14 protein-coding genes are annotated in these 15,149 nt (G+C 64.5%); 1 reads left to right on the top strand and 13 read right to left on the bottom strand.

The window, feature by feature from the left end:
- Positions 1-10: 10 nt before the first annotated feature.
- The 10 genes from NP552_RS24475 to NP552_RS24430 form a co-directional block, all read right to left on the bottom strand.
- Positions 11-604 (bottom strand): aminodeoxychorismate/anthranilate synthase component II, encoded by a 594-nt coding sequence (locus NP552_RS24475; RefSeq protein WP_043863771.1) that lies wholly within the window; start codon positions 602-604, stop codon positions 11-13.
- Positions 605-666: 62 nt separating this feature from the next.
- Positions 667-2,148: an anthranilate synthase component I gene (gene trpE, locus NP552_RS24470; protein WP_043863770.1), complete on the bottom strand. Its 1,482-nt coding sequence runs from the start codon at positions 2,146-2,148 to the stop codon at positions 667-669.
- A 70-nt stretch (positions 2,149-2,218) separates the two neighbouring features.
- A complete protein-coding gene (locus tag NP552_RS24465; protein ID WP_043863769.1) occupies positions 2,219-3,034 on the bottom strand; it encodes a phosphoglycolate phosphatase in 816 nt (271 codons plus the stop codon).
- Positions 3,031-3,705 carry a ribulose-phosphate 3-epimerase gene (gene rpe, locus NP552_RS24460; RefSeq protein WP_043863783.1) on the bottom strand — a complete coding sequence of 225 codons (675 nt, stop codon included), beginning with the start codon at positions 3,703-3,705 and terminating at the stop codon, positions 3,031-3,033. Before rpe ends, NP552_RS24465 begins: the two co-directional genes overlap by 4 nt.
- 160 nt (positions 3,706-3,865) lie before the next feature.
- Positions 3,866-4,693: an ABC transporter permease gene (locus NP552_RS24455; RefSeq protein ID WP_043863768.1), complete on the bottom strand. Its 828-nt coding sequence runs from the start codon at positions 4,691-4,693 to the stop codon at positions 3,866-3,868.
- A gap of 11 nt (positions 4,694-4,704) precedes the next feature.
- Positions 4,705-5,952, bottom strand: a complete 1,248-nt coding sequence (locus NP552_RS24450; protein ID WP_043863767.1) for an ABC transporter permease — start codon at positions 5,950-5,952, stop codon at positions 4,705-4,707.
- Between the two features lie 65 nt (positions 5,953-6,017).
- A complete protein-coding gene (locus NP552_RS24445; RefSeq protein WP_054915954.1) occupies positions 6,018-7,049 on the bottom strand; it encodes an ABC transporter substrate-binding protein in 1,032 nt (343 codons plus the stop codon).
- 40 nt (positions 7,050-7,089) lie between these two features.
- Entirely contained in the window at positions 7,090-8,214 is a 1,125-nt protein-coding gene (locus NP552_RS24440) for an ABC transporter ATP-binding protein (RefSeq protein WP_043863765.1), read from the bottom strand.
- A 270-nt stretch (positions 8,215-8,484) separates the two neighbouring features.
- Positions 8,485-9,114: a response regulator gene (locus NP552_RS24435; RefSeq protein WP_043863764.1), complete on the bottom strand. Its 630-nt coding sequence runs from the start codon at positions 9,112-9,114 to the stop codon at positions 8,485-8,487.
- A gap of 2 nt (positions 9,115-9,116) precedes the next feature.
- On the bottom strand, positions 9,117-11,519 hold the full coding sequence (locus NP552_RS24430) for a PAS domain-containing sensor histidine kinase (RefSeq protein ID WP_210014435.1): 2,403 nt from the start codon (positions 11,517-11,519) through the stop codon (positions 9,117-9,119).
- Between the two features lie 94 nt (positions 11,520-11,613).
- On the opposite strand from NP552_RS24430, the gene NP552_RS24425 reads away from it, so the two are divergent.
- Entirely contained in the window at positions 11,614-12,618 is a 1,005-nt protein-coding gene (locus NP552_RS24425; protein WP_058541837.1) for an alpha/beta hydrolase family protein, read from the top strand.
- Here the strand turns inward: NP552_RS24425 and NP552_RS24420 are convergent.
- From NP552_RS24420 to NP552_RS24410, 3 genes are read right to left on the bottom strand one after another with little or no spacing between them, the layout of a single operon-like run.
- Positions 12,615-13,379, bottom strand: a complete 765-nt coding sequence (locus NP552_RS24420; protein ID WP_043863761.1) for a TerB family tellurite resistance protein — start codon at positions 13,377-13,379, stop codon at positions 12,615-12,617. The genes NP552_RS24425 and NP552_RS24420 overlap by 4 nt on opposite strands.
- Position 13,380: 1 nt before the next feature.
- Positions 13,381-14,052 carry an N-acetylmuramate alpha-1-phosphate uridylyltransferase MurU gene (murU, locus tag NP552_RS24415; RefSeq protein ID WP_274097240.1) on the bottom strand — a complete coding sequence of 224 codons (672 nt, stop codon included), beginning with the start codon at positions 14,050-14,052 and terminating at the stop codon, positions 13,381-13,383.
- Positions 14,049-15,074, bottom strand: a complete 1,026-nt coding sequence (locus tag NP552_RS24410) for an aminoglycoside phosphotransferase family protein (protein WP_274097239.1) — start codon at positions 15,072-15,074, stop codon at positions 14,049-14,051. Before NP552_RS24410 ends, murU begins: the two co-directional genes overlap by 4 nt.
- Positions 15,075-15,149: the final 75 nt, after the last annotated feature.

The following is a 15,149-nucleotide window of genomic DNA, read 5'->3' as shown; positions in this document are numbered from 1 at the left end:
TGTCAAATCCTTAGCGGCGGCCGCCGGTCTGCTTGAGGAAGTTGGCGAACAGCTCGTGGCCCTGCTCGGTGAGGATCGACTCGGGGTGGAACTGCACCCCTTCGATGTTCAGTGTCTTGTGACGCAGGCCCATGATCTCGTCGACCGAGCCGTCGTCCAGAGTGGTCCAGGCAGTCACTTCCAGGCACTCGGGCAGCGTTTCGCGCTTGACCACCAGGGAATGGTAGCGGGTCACCGTCAACGGGTTGTTCAAGCCTGCGAACACACCCTGGTCGATGTGCGACACGGGGCTGGTCTTGCCGTGCATCACCTGGCGCGCGCGTACCACATCACCGCCAAAGGCCTGGCCGATGGACTGGTGGCCCAGGCACACGCCCAGGATCGGCAGCTTGCCGGCAAAGTGCAGGATGGCTTGGAGCGATACACCGGCCTCGGTCGGGGTGCACGGGCCAGGGGACACCACAATGCGCTCGGGCTGCAGTGCCTCGATCTGGGCGATGGTCAGTTCGTCATTGCGAATGACCTTGACCTCTGCACCCAGCTCGCCGAAGTACTGCACGACGTTGTAGGTGAAGGAGTCGTAGTTGTCGATCATCAGTAACATCTGGGTCAACCTCTTGAGTCTGGCGACTCTGAATTCTGTGTTGCGCCGCAGCGGCGCCCTTCTCAGCTGAGCGGTGTCTGTTCAGCCAAGGCTACCGCGCGGAACATCGCCCGACGCTTGTTGATGGTTTCTTCCCACTCCAGCGCCGGCACCGAGTCGGCGACGATGCCGCCACCGGCCTGCACATGCAGCTCACCGTCCTTGATCACGGCGGTGCGGATGGCAATGGCGGTATCCATGTTGCCGTTCCAGGCCAGGTAGCCGACGGCGCCGCCGTACACGCCACGCTTGACCGGCTCCAGCTCGTCGATGATTTCCATGGCGCGGATCTTCGGCGCCCCCGACAGGGTACCGGCGGGCAGAATGGCGCGCAGCGCGTCCATCGCGCTCAGGCCCTGCTTGAGCTGGCCGGTGACGTTGGACACGATGTGCATCACGTTGGAGTAACGCTCGATCACCATCTTCTCGGTGACCTTGACCGAGCCGGTTTCGGAAACGCGACCGGTGTCGTTGCGGCCCAGGTCGATCAGCATCAGGTGCTCGGCGATCTCCTTGGCGTCCGACAGCAGGTCCTGCTCCAGCGCTCGGTCGGCCTCCTCGTTGGCACCACGCGGCCGGGTGCCGGCAATCGGGCGCACGGTGACCAGGTTGTCTTCGACCCGCACCAGCACTTCCGGCGAGCTGCCCACCACATGGAAGTCGCCGAAGTTGAAGAAGTACATGTACGGCGTGGGGTTGAAGCAGCGCAACGCGCGGTACAGGTCGATGGGCGCGGCCTTGAAGTCGATGGACATGCGCTGCGAGGGCACCACCTGCATGCAGTCGCCGGCCAGGATGTACTCCTTGACGGTATCGACGGCGCGTTCGTAGTCGGCCTGGGTGAAGCTTGAGCGAAACTCCGGCTCAGCAGCCAGAGGGCCGCCCAGGGCCAGGCCGCGACGCGGGGCGATCGGCTGGCGCAGTTGTTCGAGCAGTTCTTCAAGACGCGCCAGGCCATTTTCGTAGGCGTTGTCCTGAGCGGGGTCGGCCAGCACGATGGCGTGCATCTTGCCGGCCAGGTTGTCGAACACCACCACGGCGTCCGACACCATCAGCAGGATGTCCGGCACGCCCAGCGGATCGGGATTCGGGCACTTGCCCAGGCGCTTCTCTACATAGCGCACGCAGTCGTAGCCGAAATACCCCACCAGGCCACCGTTGAAGCGCGGCAGGCCGTCGATGGTCGGTACGTTGTAGCGTTCCTTGAACGTCTCGACGAAGGCCAGCGGGTCTTCGACTTCATGCTGTTCGATCTCGACACCGTCATGGGTGATGCGCACCTGATGGTCATGTACGCGCAACACGGTGCGACATGGCAGGCCGATGATCGAATAACGCCCCCACTTCTCGCCGCCCTGCACCGATTCGAGCAGGTAGGAGTTGGGCTGGTCGGCCAGTTTCAGGTAGATCGACAGCGGCGTGTCGAAGTCGGCCAGGGTTTCGCAGGCCAGGGGAATGCGGTTGTAGCCGGCAGCGGCCAGGCGCAGGAATTCTTCGCGGGTCATGATAGCCTCGTGGCAATGGGGCAATAGGTCGTACAGGCAAACGCGCCGGATCAGGCCGGCCAGAAAAAAGTCAGGCGCGCCAACGCCAACGGGCCAGGGCCTTGATGACTTTCATCCAGAGTTTGCCGGGTGCCACCACGATGGAATCTCTATCAGGGGGGGATTGATCGTCCGACATTAGCTCAGTGGCCGAATCTAAGCAACCAGGCAGCAGCGCGCGCAGGTCATCGATCACCAGCGCGGGCGACTCCTCGCTGATCGGGCGGCCATGGTTGTAGCCGTAGCTGAGCGCCACGCATTGCACCCCTGCCGCCCGGGACGCCAGCACATCACTGCGCGAGTCGCCCACGAACAGCGCCTGGGCCGGCGCCACGTTGGCCATCTGCATCACGAACAGCAATGCGGCGGGGTCGGGTTTCTTCTGCGGCAGGGTGTCGCCGCCGATGATCCAGCGAAAGTATCGCCCGATCTTCATCTGGTCCAGCAAGGGAGCGACGAAGCGCTCCGGCTTGTTGGTGATCAGGGCCATTTCCACGCCCTGCTTGTGCAGCCACTTGAGGGTGTCACGCACGCCGGGGTAGACCACCGTCAATTCATGGTTGTCGGCATAGGCCTGCATGAACAGCTCGAGCCCGCGCGCGGCCTCATCGTCGTCCACCCCGGCATGCTCGATGCTGCCGGCCAGGGCGCGGCGCACCAGCACCTGCACGCCATTACCGACCCATTCGCGCACGGCGGCGACACCGGCGGGCTGGCGCCCCATTTCGAGCAGCATGTGATCCACGGCGGCCGCCAGGTCCGGCACCGAATCGATCAGGGTGCCATCCAGGTCGAACATCACCAGCTTGGGCAGGCCCCCGGGGAACAGCTGCTCGAAGCCGCTCATGGGCGGGCCAGGGCCAGTTCGGCGTGCATCCTGGCGATCACCTCTTTGTAGTCCGGGGCATTGAAGATCGCCGAGCCGGCCACGAAGGTGTCGGCGCCAGCAGCGGCGATTTCACGGATATTGTTGACGTTGACCCCACCGTCGATCTCCAGGCGGATATCACGCCCGCTGGCATCGATCAGCGCGCGGGCTTCGCGCAGCTTGTCGAGGGTGGCCGGAATGAACTTCTGGCCGCCAAAGCCCGGGTTGACGCTCATGAGCAGGATCATGTCGACCTTGTCCATCACGTACTTGAGCGCATCCAGCGAGGCAGCCGGGTTGAACACAAGGCCCGCCTTGCAGCCGCCGTCACGGATCAGCTGCAGCGAGCGATCGACGTGCAGGGTGGCGTCGGGGTGGAAGGTGATGTAGGTGGCGCCGGCTTCGATGAAGTCGCCGATGATGCGGTCCACCGGGGTGACCATCAGGTGTGCGTCGATCGGCGCGGTCACGCCGTACTTGCGCAGGGCGCTGCACACCATCGGACCGATGGTCAGGTTGGGAACGTAGTGGTTGTCCATCACGTCGAAGTGGACGATGTCGGCGCCGGCTTCGAGCACCTTGTCGACTTCTTCGCCCAGGCGGGCAAAGTCGGCTGAGAGGATGGAGGGGGCAATAGCGTAGGGCTGCATGGCGCACCTGTTGGGCAGAATCACGGTGGCGCGCATTGTACCTCAGGCAAACCGTCAGGGGCTGACTGGCATCAAGCCTGGATCAGGATCGGTGGTGCCCACCTCGCCGGCAAGGCCGGCTCCTACAGGAGCCAGCCCTGCCGGCGAAGGGTCGTCTGTTTCAGCCCGGCTGTTGGGTACGCAGCTTCTCGCCACGCCCGCGCAGCCATTCCAGGGTCAGCAACAGCACCACCGAGAACGCGATCAGCAAGGTCGCCGCTGCAGCAATGGTCGGGCTCAGGTTCTCGCGGATACCGCTGAACATCTGGCGTGGCAGCGTGGCCTGCTCCGGCCCGGCGAGGAACAGCGTCACCACCACCTCGTCGAACGATGTCGCGAAGGCGAACAGGGCCCCCGAGATCACACCCGGGGCGATCAGCGGCAGGGTCACCCGGCGGAACGTGGTGACCGGCGAGGCGCCCAGGCTGGCCGCAGCCCGTACCAGGTTGTGGTTGAAGCCTTGCAGGGTGGCCGACACCGTGATGATCACGAACGGTACACCCAGCACCGCATGCACCAGAATCAGCGAGGTGAAGCTGTTGCCCAGGCCCAGCGGGGCGAAGAACAGGTAGCTGGCCACACCGATGATCACCACCGGTACTACCATCGGCGAGATCACCAGCGCCATCACCAGCGATTTGCCGGGAAAGTCGCCACGGGTCAGGCCGATCGAGGCCAGGGTGCCGAACACCATCGCCAGCAGCGTCGCCGCCGGGGCCACGATGATGCTGTTCTTGAGGGCGCGCATCCACTCGGCCGAACCGAAGAAGTCTTGGTACCACTGCAGCGAGAAGCCTTGCAGCGGATACACCAGGAAGCTCCCCGAGTTGAACGACAACGGGATGATCACCAGTACCGGCAACACCAGGAACAGCAGCACCAGCCCGCAAAGGATGCGCAAACTGTAGTACCAGACCCGTTCGACGGGCGACATGTAAGGGCTCAGCATGACAACGCTCCTCAGCTCAGACGCAGGCGGCTTGCGCCAACCAGCCAGCTATAGATCAGGTACAACAGCACGGTGGCCAGCAACAGCAACCCGCCCAGCGCGGTGGCCATGCCCCAGTTGATGCTGGTGTTGGTGTAGAAGGCAACAAAGTAGCTGACCATCTGGTCGTTCGGGCTGCCCAGCAGTGCCGGGGTGATGTAATAGCCGATCGCCAGGATGAACACCAGCAGGCACCCTGCGCCGACGCCGGCATAGGTCTGCGGCAGGTACACCCGCCAGAAGCTGGCGAACGGATGGCAACCCAGGGAGATCGCCGCACGCATGTAGGTCGGGGAAATGCCCTTCATCACGCTGTAGATCGGCAAAATCATGAACGGCAGCAGAATGTGGACCATCGAGATGTACACGCCGGTACGGTTGAACACCAGTTCCATCGGCTTGTCGATCAGCCCCAGCGCCATCAGGCCGCTGTTGATCAGCCCCCCGGACTGGAGCAGCACGATCCACGCCGCCACCCGCACCAGGATCGAGGTCCAGAACGGCAGCAACACCAGGATCATCAGCAGGTTGCTCTGCCGGGTCGGCAGGTTGGCCAGCAGGTAGGCCAGCGGGTACGCCAACGCCAGGCAGATGACGGTGATCACCAGGCCCATCCACAGGGTGCGGGCAAAGATGTCGAGGTAGATGGCCTGGTCCGGGGTGGTCGGCGCCAGCTCGCCCAGATCATCGATACGGTGGTCCACCGAGGCCAGCAGGTAGAACGGCGTCACGCTGCTGGTGTTGCGGCGGATCGCCTGCCAGTAGGCCGGGTCGCCCCAACGCTCGTCCAGCTCCTGCAACGCATCCTTGTAGGATTGCGGCTCGGTCTTGAACGGCAGGGCCCTGGCAGTCTTGGCCAGCAGGCTGCGGTAGCCGGCCAGCTCCATGTTCAGACGCTTGGAAACATCGCCCAGGGTCTGGTTCTTGCGCGATTCGGCGAGGTCTTCGCTGAGGGCCTTGTACACGTCCTCGCCAGGCAGGCTCTTGCCGTCCCATTCAGCCACCGCGGCGACGGTGCGCGGCAAGCCGCCAACCACCTCGGGGTTGCCGACGCTCTTGTACAGCAGCGCGGCGATCGGCACGATGAAAACCAGCAGCAGAAACACTGCCAGCGGTGCGATCAATGCTTTTGCCTTCCAGCGGTTGACGCGTTCAGCACGCGCCAGGCGCTTCTTGAGGTTGGAACCTGCGCCTTCGTTCAGGGGCACTGCGATGGCCATAGCGAACTCCGAAAATCTTGGAAACAAGAGGCGTCAGCACGATGCCGACGCCCCATTGGCACGGCTTACTTGGCCGCCCAGGCGTTGAAGCGTTGTTCCAGCTGCTCGCTGTTGTCAGCCCAGAACACCACGTCGATCTGCACCTGATTGGCGATGTTCTCCGGCGTGGTCGGCATGTCCTTCTTGACCTCGTCCGTCAGCAACGCCACGGCCTTGCTGTTGGCCGGACCGTAGGCGATGTTCGAGGAGAACACCTTCTGCTGCTCGGGCTGGATCGAGAAGGCGATGAACTTCTTGGCGTCCTCGAGGTTTTTCGCGCCCTTCGGAATGGCCCAGGCATCGAAGTCGTAGATACCGCCGTTCCATACCACCTTCAGGTTGCTTTCCTTCTGCACCGCAGCGATGCGACCGTTGTAGGCCGAGCTCATCACCACGTCGCCCGAGGCCAGGTACTGCGGCGGCTGTGCACCTGCTTCCCACCACTGGATGTTTGGCTTGAGGGCGTCGAGCTTCTTGAAGGCGCGGTCCTGGCCTTCCTTGGTGCCCAGCACCTTGTAGACGTCTTTAGGTGCCACACCGTCGGCCATCAGCGCGAATTCCAGGGTGTACTTGGCACCCTTGCGCAGGCCGCGCTTGCCCGGGAATTTCTGGGTATCCCAGAAATCCGCCCAGCTGGTGGGCGCAGTCTTGAGTTTGTCGGCGTTGTAGGCCATGACGGTCGACCACACGAAGAAGCCCACGCCACACGGCTGGATGGCGCCGGCCACATAGTCGGACTCATCGCCGAACAGGGCCGGGTCGAGCTGCTCGAACATGCCTTCGTCACAACCGCGAGCCAGTTCCGGCGACTCCACTTCCACCAGGTTCCAGCTCACGCTCTTGGTGTCGACCATGGCCTTGACCTTGGCCATTTCACCGTTGTAGTCGGCGGGGATGATCTTGCCGTTGCCGGCCTTTTCCCACGGCTCGTAGAACGCCTTGACCTGGGCGGCCTTGTTGGCCCCCCCGAATGCGACCACGGTCAGGTCGGCGGCGATGGCCTGGCTTGCTGCGAACAGGCCCAGGGTCAGAGCGGTCAGCTTCAAGTGTTTGTTCATTATTGTTCTCTCCGCGTTGCTGGGATGGGTGAGGCGATCCTCACTGGGCTTCCAGAATAGGATCGAGTGCGCGACCGTGCTCGACCTCCCAGCCCAGTGGCACCACATCGCCCACGGCCAGAGCCGGGTCGAGTTCGGCGATAGGTTGCTTCACGAAGAAGTCCGCCTTGCCGCACACTTCCAGACGCACCCGCACGTGGTCGCCCAGGTAGATGAATTCGGCCACCCGCCCAGAGAAGCGGTTGACGCAGCTTTCGCTGTGACCGTTCAGACGCACGCGCTCCGGACGGATCGACAGGGTGACCGGCTCGCCCGGCTGGCCGACGTTGACGGCCAGTGCCTCGACCTTCTCGCCACGGGGCAGCGCCACCAGGCAGCGATCGCCGGTCTGGCTGAGCAGACGCCCGTTGATACGGTTGTTCTCGCCGATGAAGTTGGCCACGAAGGTATTCTTCGGCTCTTCATACAGGGTGCGCGGGTCGGCAATCTGCTGGATCTCGCCCTGGTGGAACACGGCCACACGGTCGGACATGGTCAGCGCTTCGCCCTGGTCGTGGGTCACGTAGACCACGGTCACGCCCAGACGCTGGTGCAGGTGCTTGATTTCCATCTGCATGTGTTCGCGCAGCTGCTTGTCGAGGGCGCCGAGGGGTTCGTCCATCAGTACCAGTTGCGGTTCGAACACCAGGGCGCGAGCCAGCGCAACACGCTGCTGCTGGCCGCCGGAAAGCTGGCCGGGGTAGCGCTGGGCGAAGGTTTCGAGCTGCACCATGTTCAGCACGCGCTTGACCCGCTCGCTGATGTCGGTCTTGCTCAGGTTGCGCACGCTCAGCGGGAAGGCCAGGTTCTCGGCCACGGTCATGTGCGGGAACAACGCATAGTTCTGGAACACCATGCCGATGTCGCGCTTGTGCGGCGGCACGTTGTTGATCGAACGCCCGTCCAGCAGGATCTCGCCGGCGGTAGGGGTTTCGAACCCTGCCAGCATCATCAGGCTGGTGGTCTTGCCCGAGCCCGAGGGGCCGAGCAGGGTCAGGAACTCGCCTTTGCGAATATCCAGATTCAGGTCTTTGACGATCAGCGACTCGCCGTCGTAGCTCTTCTGCACACCACGGAAGCTGACCAGCACTTCGCCGGTTGCAGCGTTCGAATTCACCTCACTCATACCTGCACCTTCTTGTTGGATGACTGCTGTGACCCAAGACTAGAGAAGGCAGAAGGTGGCGCAAATCGGGGGTGCTGAGAGAATGCCATCAGCCGGATGGAAACTTGCGGGTAGGGATTGCCCTACAAGGGTGGCGTTTTCAGACACGTTGATAGCCGTGCTGCCCCCTTCGCTGGCAAGCCAGCCCCCACAAGGTTTGTCGGTACACGCCGAACCTGTGGCGGCTGGCTTGCCAGCGAAGGGATCAACCCGATGTCGTTTTTGGAACACTCACACCAGCTTGTGCTCCATCGCATACTTCACCAGCTCGGCCAGCGAAGTCACATTCAGCTTCTGCATCAGGCGCGCCTTGTGGGTGCTGATGGTCTTGTTGCTCAGCGCCAGCTGCTGGGCAATGTCGTTGACATTCGCCCCCTGGGCCAACCGTTCGAACACCGAGAACTCGCGCTCCGACAGCATCGAGTGCAGGGGGCGCGAATCCGTCAGCCCCACCTCGAACACCATGCGGTCGGCCAGGTCCGGATCGATGTAGCGCCCGCCCCCCGCCACCCGGCGAATCGCGGTCAGCAGCAGCGCCGGATCACTGTCCTTGGTCGCGTACCCCGCCGCGCCGATCTTCAGCGCCCGCGCCGCCATCTGCGCTTCGTCATGCATCGACAGCACCAGGATCGCCGGCGGCGCGCTCAACGCGCGAATTCGCGGTATCGCCTCCAGCCCGTTCACCCCCGGCATCGAGATATCCAGCAACACCACCTCGCATTCGGTGTGGCGCAAGGCTTCGAGCAACTGCTCGCCATTGCCGGCCTCGCCCACCACCTGCATGTCCTTGGCCAGGCCGATCAACTGCTTGATGCCCTCGCGCACGATGGTGTGGTCTTCGGCAACCAATACTCGAATCACTGTCAGCTCCTGTCGTTGTTCAGGGGGATGCGTACGCTCAACGTGGTGCCCTCGCCCGGTTCGCTGTCCAGGCGCATGCTGCCGCCCAGCATCAGCACGCGCTCGCGCATGCCCACCAGGCCGAACGAGGTCGGGCGCTGGTCACTCTGCACGAAACCCACGCCGTCGTCGCTGATGGTCAGGCACAGCATCGCACCGTCCAGGCCCAGGTTGATCTGCACAGTATGCGCGTGGGCGTGGCGCATGACGTTGGTCAGGGCCTCCTGCAGAATGCGGAACAGGCTGGTGGCCTTGGCGTCGCTGAGCGGCGGCAGGTTGTCCGGTACCTCGACCAGGCACGGGATCTGCGTGCGGGCCTCGAAACGTCGGGCCTGCCACTCGATGGCCGAGGCAATGCCGGCATCCAGAATCGGCGGGCGCAAGGCCGTGGCGACGTCGCGCACCAGCTGGAACAGCTGCGCGATCAGGCGCTTCATGCTGCCCAGGCGCTCGTTCAGGCCCGGGTCCAGCCCGGCATAGGCCAGCTCGCACATCGAGGTTTCCAGCTTGAGCACGGTCAGCATCTGCCCGAGCTCATCATGCACCTCGCGGGCGATCCGCGCTTTCTCTTCCTCGCGTACGCTCTCCAGGTGCGCCGACAGTTCGCGCAGCTGCTCCTGGGAGCGCGCCAGTTCCAGCTCGGCGCGCTTGCTCTGGCTGATGTCCCATACCACCCCGTCCCACACCACGCGGCCGTCGCGCAGATTGCGGGTACTGGCCTTGATGTCGGCCCAGCGCTGCTCACCCTGGCGCGTGACGATGCGGCCCTGCCACGACCAGTCCTGGTCGGTGGCCAGCGCCTGGTCCTGCACGCGGTGATAGTCGGCGCGGTCTTCGCTGTGCACCAGGTTGCGCAAGCCCATGTCCGGGTGCTGCAGTTCGATGGGCGAGTAGCCGACCAGGGCCTCGCTGCCTTCGCTGATATAGGGGAACTCCAGGTCGCCGATCGCCGGGTTGCGCTCCAGCCGGAACACCAGCCCCGGCACGTTGCCGGCAATGCCCTTGAGCCGCGCCTCGCTCTCGCGCAGCGCCGCCAGGGCACGGCGGCGCTCGGTGACGTCATTGATGAACACCACCAGGTATTCGGCATCGCGAAAGCGCAAGAAGCTCAACGACACATCCACCGGTACCAGGCTGCCATCGGCGCGCAGGCACTGGGTCTCGAAGCGCTGCGCCGCCTCGTCGCTGGCCCGTGCGCGCTTCCACAGGTCCAGCCAGCGGTCCATGTGCAGGTTGGGCTCGATATCGATCAGCGGGCGATCGTTCAGCGCCCCCGAGGTATAGCCGAGCATGCTTTCGACCGCGCGGTTGGCGTAGCGCACATGGCTGTCCCAATGCACCCACAGGATGCCCACGGTGCTCTGGTCGAGGGAGAACTGGCTCAGGCGCAGCGCCTCTTCGCGGGCCAGGCGCTTGGCGATGTTTTCCCGCGCAGCCAGCAGATTAAGTTCCAACTGCTGTTGCTGGCGCCGCTGCCAGATCACGATGAAGACGCAACTGAAGAACAGCGCCGCGAACAGCAACGCCAGGTTCTGCCAGAACCCCGGTGACTCGCTCAGGCGCGGGTAGCGGGGTTGCAGCCAGCGGTTGTGCAACTGCTCCAGGTCCTTGGCCGGGATGGCCTGCAGGCCGACCTCGATGATGTCGGCCAGTATCGGCCAGTCACGCCGCGAGCCCACCCGCAGCAACTGCGGCAAACCGATGTCGCCCACCACCACCAGATCGCTGAATTCGTTCTCGCGCGACAACCGGCTCAACTGCGCTTCATCCAGCACCGCGTAGCGCACCTGCTCGCTGAGCAACAGCTGCAAGGCCTGGCGCTCGGCCGGCACGCCTTGAAGATTCAGGTTGGAATAGGTCGCGCGCAGATAGTCGGCCAGCGAACTGGGCATGCGCACCGCCACTCGCTCGTTTTCGGCGAGCCGCTCCAGGTCCACTGCCATCGAGCCGTTGCGCGGGCCCACGATCAACTGCGGTACGCGCATGTAGGGGTCGCTGAACAACCAGCGACGCAGGCTGGCCGGGGTCTGGGTCAGCCCTGGCGCCAGGTCGATCTCGCCGCCGGCCAGGGCATGCTCGAGCGCGGCCTGGTCGGGGAAGTTGCGCCACGTCAGGTCCAGGTCCAATGCCCTGCCCAGCCAGTTCATCAGCTCGACGTTGACACCTGACAGCTGCTGCAGGCGCCGGTCGAACTGCGCGAACGGAGCCTGCAACACCAGGCCCACCCGCAAGCTGCGATGCTGGTCGAGCCATTGCTGTTGCGCCGGGTCCAGGCGTACCGCAGCCGGTACGGATGCCTGCTCCGCGTTCGCCATAAAGGGCCAGCACAAGCAGCCGATAAACAACAGGCAGCGCAAACGCATCATCTTGAATCTCGTCAATGAAGGGACCGCCATCGAACATGGCCGTCGTCGACAAATACCATTAGGCTGCCGGTATCACTCTGGCCTGGATCGATCAATGTTCGTACTCAAACGCACGGCGCTTTCGGCGCTATGCCTGTCCTTGATACTACCTTGTACCGCACAAGTTCTGGCGCAGGAAACGCCGGCCGCCGACGCCGATGCCGCGCCGGCCACGCGCCAGGCGCTGCCCGAGCGCAGCCAGGAAGACGCCCAGGCCCTGGAGCGGCAAGTGCCCAAGGACGAGCAGCAAACCCTGCAGGCCGGCAGCGACAGCTTCCTGGCCCTGTGGAAACCTGCCAACACCCCGGCACCCGAAGGCGTGGTGATCATCGTCCCGGGTGCCGGCGAGAGCGCCGACTGGCCACGCACCGTCGGCCCCCTGCGGCGCAAGTTCCCCGATGCAAAGTGGGCCAGTCTGAGCCTGAGCCTGCCGGATCTGCTGGCCGAGAGCCCGGTGGCCCGCAAGGAAACCCCGGCACCGCCCCCGCAACCGGACAAGGACGTGAAGGGCGCACCGGCCAAGGCCACGCCGGCCGATGCCAATGCCAACATCGCCCAGGCCACCGCAGCAGAAACCGAAAACAGCGAAAGCGCCGAAGCGCCCGCCAGTACCGATCCGGCGGCCAGTGAAAAGGCCGACGCCGAGCGCATCTTCGCCCGCCTGGATGCCGCCGTCGCCTACGCACAGCAGCAGAACGCACGCAGCGTGGTGCTGCTGGGCAGCGGCAGCGGTGCCTACTGGTCAGCCCGTTACATCAGCGAACGGCAACCGCCGCAGGTGCAAAAGCTGGTGATGGTCGCTGCGCAGAACCCGGCCCGCGTCGAACACAGCCTCGACAGCCTGGCCGCCACGCTCAAGCTGCCGACCGCCGACTTCTACTATGCCAACCAGGCCGGCGCCAGGCAGGCGGCCGTGAACCGCCTGCAGGCCAGCAAGCGACTCAAGGACAGCAGCTACCACCAGGTCGCCCTGACGGCCATGCCCGGCAACCAGGCTGCCGAGCAGGAGCAACTGTTCCGCCGCATTCGCGGCTGGCTGAGCCCGCAAGCGGTCGACTAGAAGCCGCGCCGCTTGCGTACCACCGCGTAGGCCTGATGCAGGTCCCGGGTACGCTCGGTGGCGTCGCGCACCTGCGCCGGACTCGCGCCGCTACCCACCAGCTTGTCCGGATGATGCCGGCTGAGCAGGCGCCGGTAGGCCTGCTTGACCTGTACAGGCTCGGTCTCGGGTAACACCCCCAGCAAGCGCAGGGCCTCGGGATAGCTGATGCCCTGATTGCCCAGGGCCGCCCGGTGCGGCTCGTAGTCGCTGGCCAATGCCTGCACCCGGGTCGTCGACCAGCCCAGCTGCTGCCCCCACTGCATCAGCAGTTCGCGCTCGTGACGCCCTACCCGGCCATCGGCCCAGACCATGCGCCAGCAGGCACGCAGCAAGCCTTCGGCAGCATGGGGTTGCTGCTTGAGGCGACGCAGGTGCGGATGCAGGCGCTCGCTGCCGCTCTTGCCCCGGTTGAATGCGGCAATCGCGCGCAGACGTGCCGGTTCGCTCATCTCCAGGCGCTGCATTTCCTGACGCGCCTGCTGGATATGTCCGTCGACCACCCGCCCTTCACTCTTGGCCAGGCGCCCAAGCAGCACGAACAGCACTTCGTCGTCGCGCAGCACCGCGCGCCCGCCCAGACGCTCGCGCAGGTGCGCCCAACTGTGCAGTTGCAGACGGCGGTCCATCGCCTGACCGAGCAATGCCCCCAGCAACGCCCCTGGAATGCTGGCGATGGCAAAACCCGCTCCGGCACCAATCACTGTGCTCGGCCACAACATGTCAGCGGCGCTCGGCGAGCAGGCGCTCGACTTCGGCAAGGCGTTCAAGGGTACCGACATCCAACCACTGGCCAGTGAAATGCTCCCCACTGACCAGGCCCTTGGCCATCGCCTGGCGAAACAGCGGTGCCAGCTTGAAGGCGCCGGCCTGGCAACCGTCGAACAGTTCCGGGTGCAGCACGGCGATCCCGCTGTAGGTCAAGGTCGGCGAAACCGCGTCGGCATCCTTGACCTGCCCGGCCTGCAGGCGGAAATCACCTTTGCCGTGATGGCCCGGGTTGTCCACCAGCACCAGGTGCGCCAGCCCGGACAGCGACGCAGGCAGGCGGCTGAAGTCGTACTCGGTCCAGATGTCGCCGTTGATCAGCGCAAAAGGCGCGTCGCCAAGCAGCGGCAGCGCCTTGTAGATCCCGCCACCGGTTTCCAGTGGTTCGCCTTCGGCGGAATAGCGGATGCTCAGGCCCAGTTGCGCGCCATCGCCCAGGTGCTCTTCGATCTGCTGCCCCAGCCAGGCATGATTGATCACCACCTCGGTGAAGCCCGCCCTCGCCAGGGCGCGCAGGTGATACTCGATCAACGGCACGCCGGCCACCGGCACCAGTGGCTTGGGTGTATGCAGGGTCAGCGGGCGCATGCGCTCGCCCTTGCCTGCGGCCAGAATCATCGCCTTCATGCGCGCGCCCCGCCTGCGGCCTGCAGGCTGTCGATCAGTTCATCCAGCTCGGCCAGCTCAGGGCGGCGGGCGATCACTTCATCTATATAAGCAAAGAACCGCGGCACATCGGCCAGGTAGCGCGGCTTGCCGTCACGGTGGCAGATGCGCGCGAAGATGCCGATCACCTTGAGGTGGCGCTGCACGCCCATCAGGTCGCTGGCACGCTGGAAGTCCTCGAAATCGGCCTGCACCGGTACGCCCAGAGCCTGCGCCCGCTGCCAGTAGTCCTTGAGCCAGCCCTCTACCCGTGCCTGCGGCCAACTGAGGAAGGCGTCCTTGAACAGACAGGTGATGTCGTAGGTCACCGGGCCGTACACCGCATCCTGGAAATCCAGCAAGCCCGGGTTGGGCACACTCTGCATCAGGTTGCGCGGCATGTAGTCACGGTGCACCAGCACCTTGGGCTGGGCCAGGGCGCTGTCGATCAGCAGGCTGCTGATGCGTTGCCAGGCCGCCTGCTGCTCATTATTCATCTGCAGGCCCAGTTCACGGCCCACGTACCACTCTGGGAACAGCTCCAGCTCGCGGCGCAGCAGGGCCACGCCATAACTGGGCAACGGCGCCTGCATCGGCAGTTGCTGGAAGGCCAGCAGCGCCTGGATGGCATCGTCGAACAGGCCATCGGCGTTGTCGCTGGTGATCACATCGAGGTAGGTGTGGTTGCCCAGATCACTCAGCAGCAGGAAGCCGCGCTCGAGATCCTGAGCGTGAATTTGCGGCACATTGACCTCGGCGCTGGCCAATAAATGAGCAATTTCCACAAAAGGCCGGCAGTTTTCCTGCGGCGGCGGGGCATCCATCACAATAAAACTGCGTCCTTCGGCGGCCCAGCGGAAGTAGCGGCGAAAGCTCGCGTCGCTGCTGGCAGCGGTCAGGCAGCCCGCTGGAACCGGACCCCAGCCCTGTTTATGGAAAAGATTTGCCAGCTGTTCGGCCAGCCATACATTCAGGTGTTGCAGGCGTACATCATGTTCGGGCATTACATGGGTCTCCGACGGCCCTAGCCGTCAAGCGGGTCATGCTTTATTATCCAGCATCTTTTTCAGACCATCGAG

Origin of the sequence: Pseudomonas sp. 8209 (assembly GCF_028682105.1) — a bacterium.
GTDB classification, from domain to species: domain Bacteria; phylum Pseudomonadota; class Gammaproteobacteria; order Pseudomonadales; family Pseudomonadaceae; genus Aquipseudomonas; species Aquipseudomonas palmensis.
Note: the sequence above shows the minus strand (reverse complement) of the source record. Positions and strands in the feature narration are given on the sequence as shown.

Coding starts and splice junctions, on each gene's coding strand:
- NP552_RS24475 (WP_043863771.1), bottom strand. CDS start 604: ATGTTACTGATGATCGACAACTACGACTCCTTCACCTACAACGTCGTG.
- trpE (WP_043863770.1), bottom strand. CDS start 2,148: ATGACCCGCGAAGAATTCCTGCGCCTGGCCGCTGCCGGCTACAACCGC.
- NP552_RS24465 (WP_043863769.1), bottom strand. CDS start 3,034: ATGAGCGGCTTCGAGCAGCTGTTCCCCGGGGGCCTGCCCAAGCTGGTG.
- rpe (WP_043863783.1), bottom strand. CDS start 3,705: ATGCAGCCCTACGCTATTGCCCCCTCCATCCTCTCAGCCGACTTTGCC.
- NP552_RS24455 (WP_043863768.1), bottom strand. CDS start 4,693: ATGCTGAGCCCTTACATGTCGCCCGTCGAACGGGTCTGGTACTACAGT.
- NP552_RS24450 (WP_043863767.1), bottom strand. CDS start 5,952: ATGGCCATCGCAGTGCCCCTGAACGAAGGCGCAGGTTCCAACCTCAAG.
- NP552_RS24445 (WP_054915954.1), bottom strand. CDS start 7,049: ATGAACAAACACTTGAAGCTGACCGCTCTGACCCTGGGCCTGTTCGCA.
- NP552_RS24440 (WP_043863765.1), bottom strand. CDS start 8,214: ATGAGTGAGGTGAATTCGAACGCTGCAACCGGCGAAGTGCTGGTCAGC.
- NP552_RS24430 (WP_210014435.1), bottom strand. CDS start 11,519: ATGATGCGTTTGCGCTGCCTGTTGTTTATCGGCTGCTTGTGCTGGCCC.
- NP552_RS24425 (WP_058541837.1), top strand. CDS start 11,614: ATGTTCGTACTCAAACGCACGGCGCTTTCGGCGCTATGCCTGTCCTTG.
- NP552_RS24420 (WP_043863761.1), bottom strand. CDS start 13,379: ATGTTGTGGCCGAGCACAGTGATTGGTGCCGGAGCGGGTTTTGCCATC.
- murU (WP_274097240.1), bottom strand. CDS start 14,052: ATGAAGGCGATGATTCTGGCCGCAGGCAAGGGCGAGCGCATGCGCCCG.
- NP552_RS24410 (WP_274097239.1), bottom strand. CDS start 15,074: ATGCCCGAACATGATGTACGCCTGCAACACCTGAATGTATGGCTGGCC.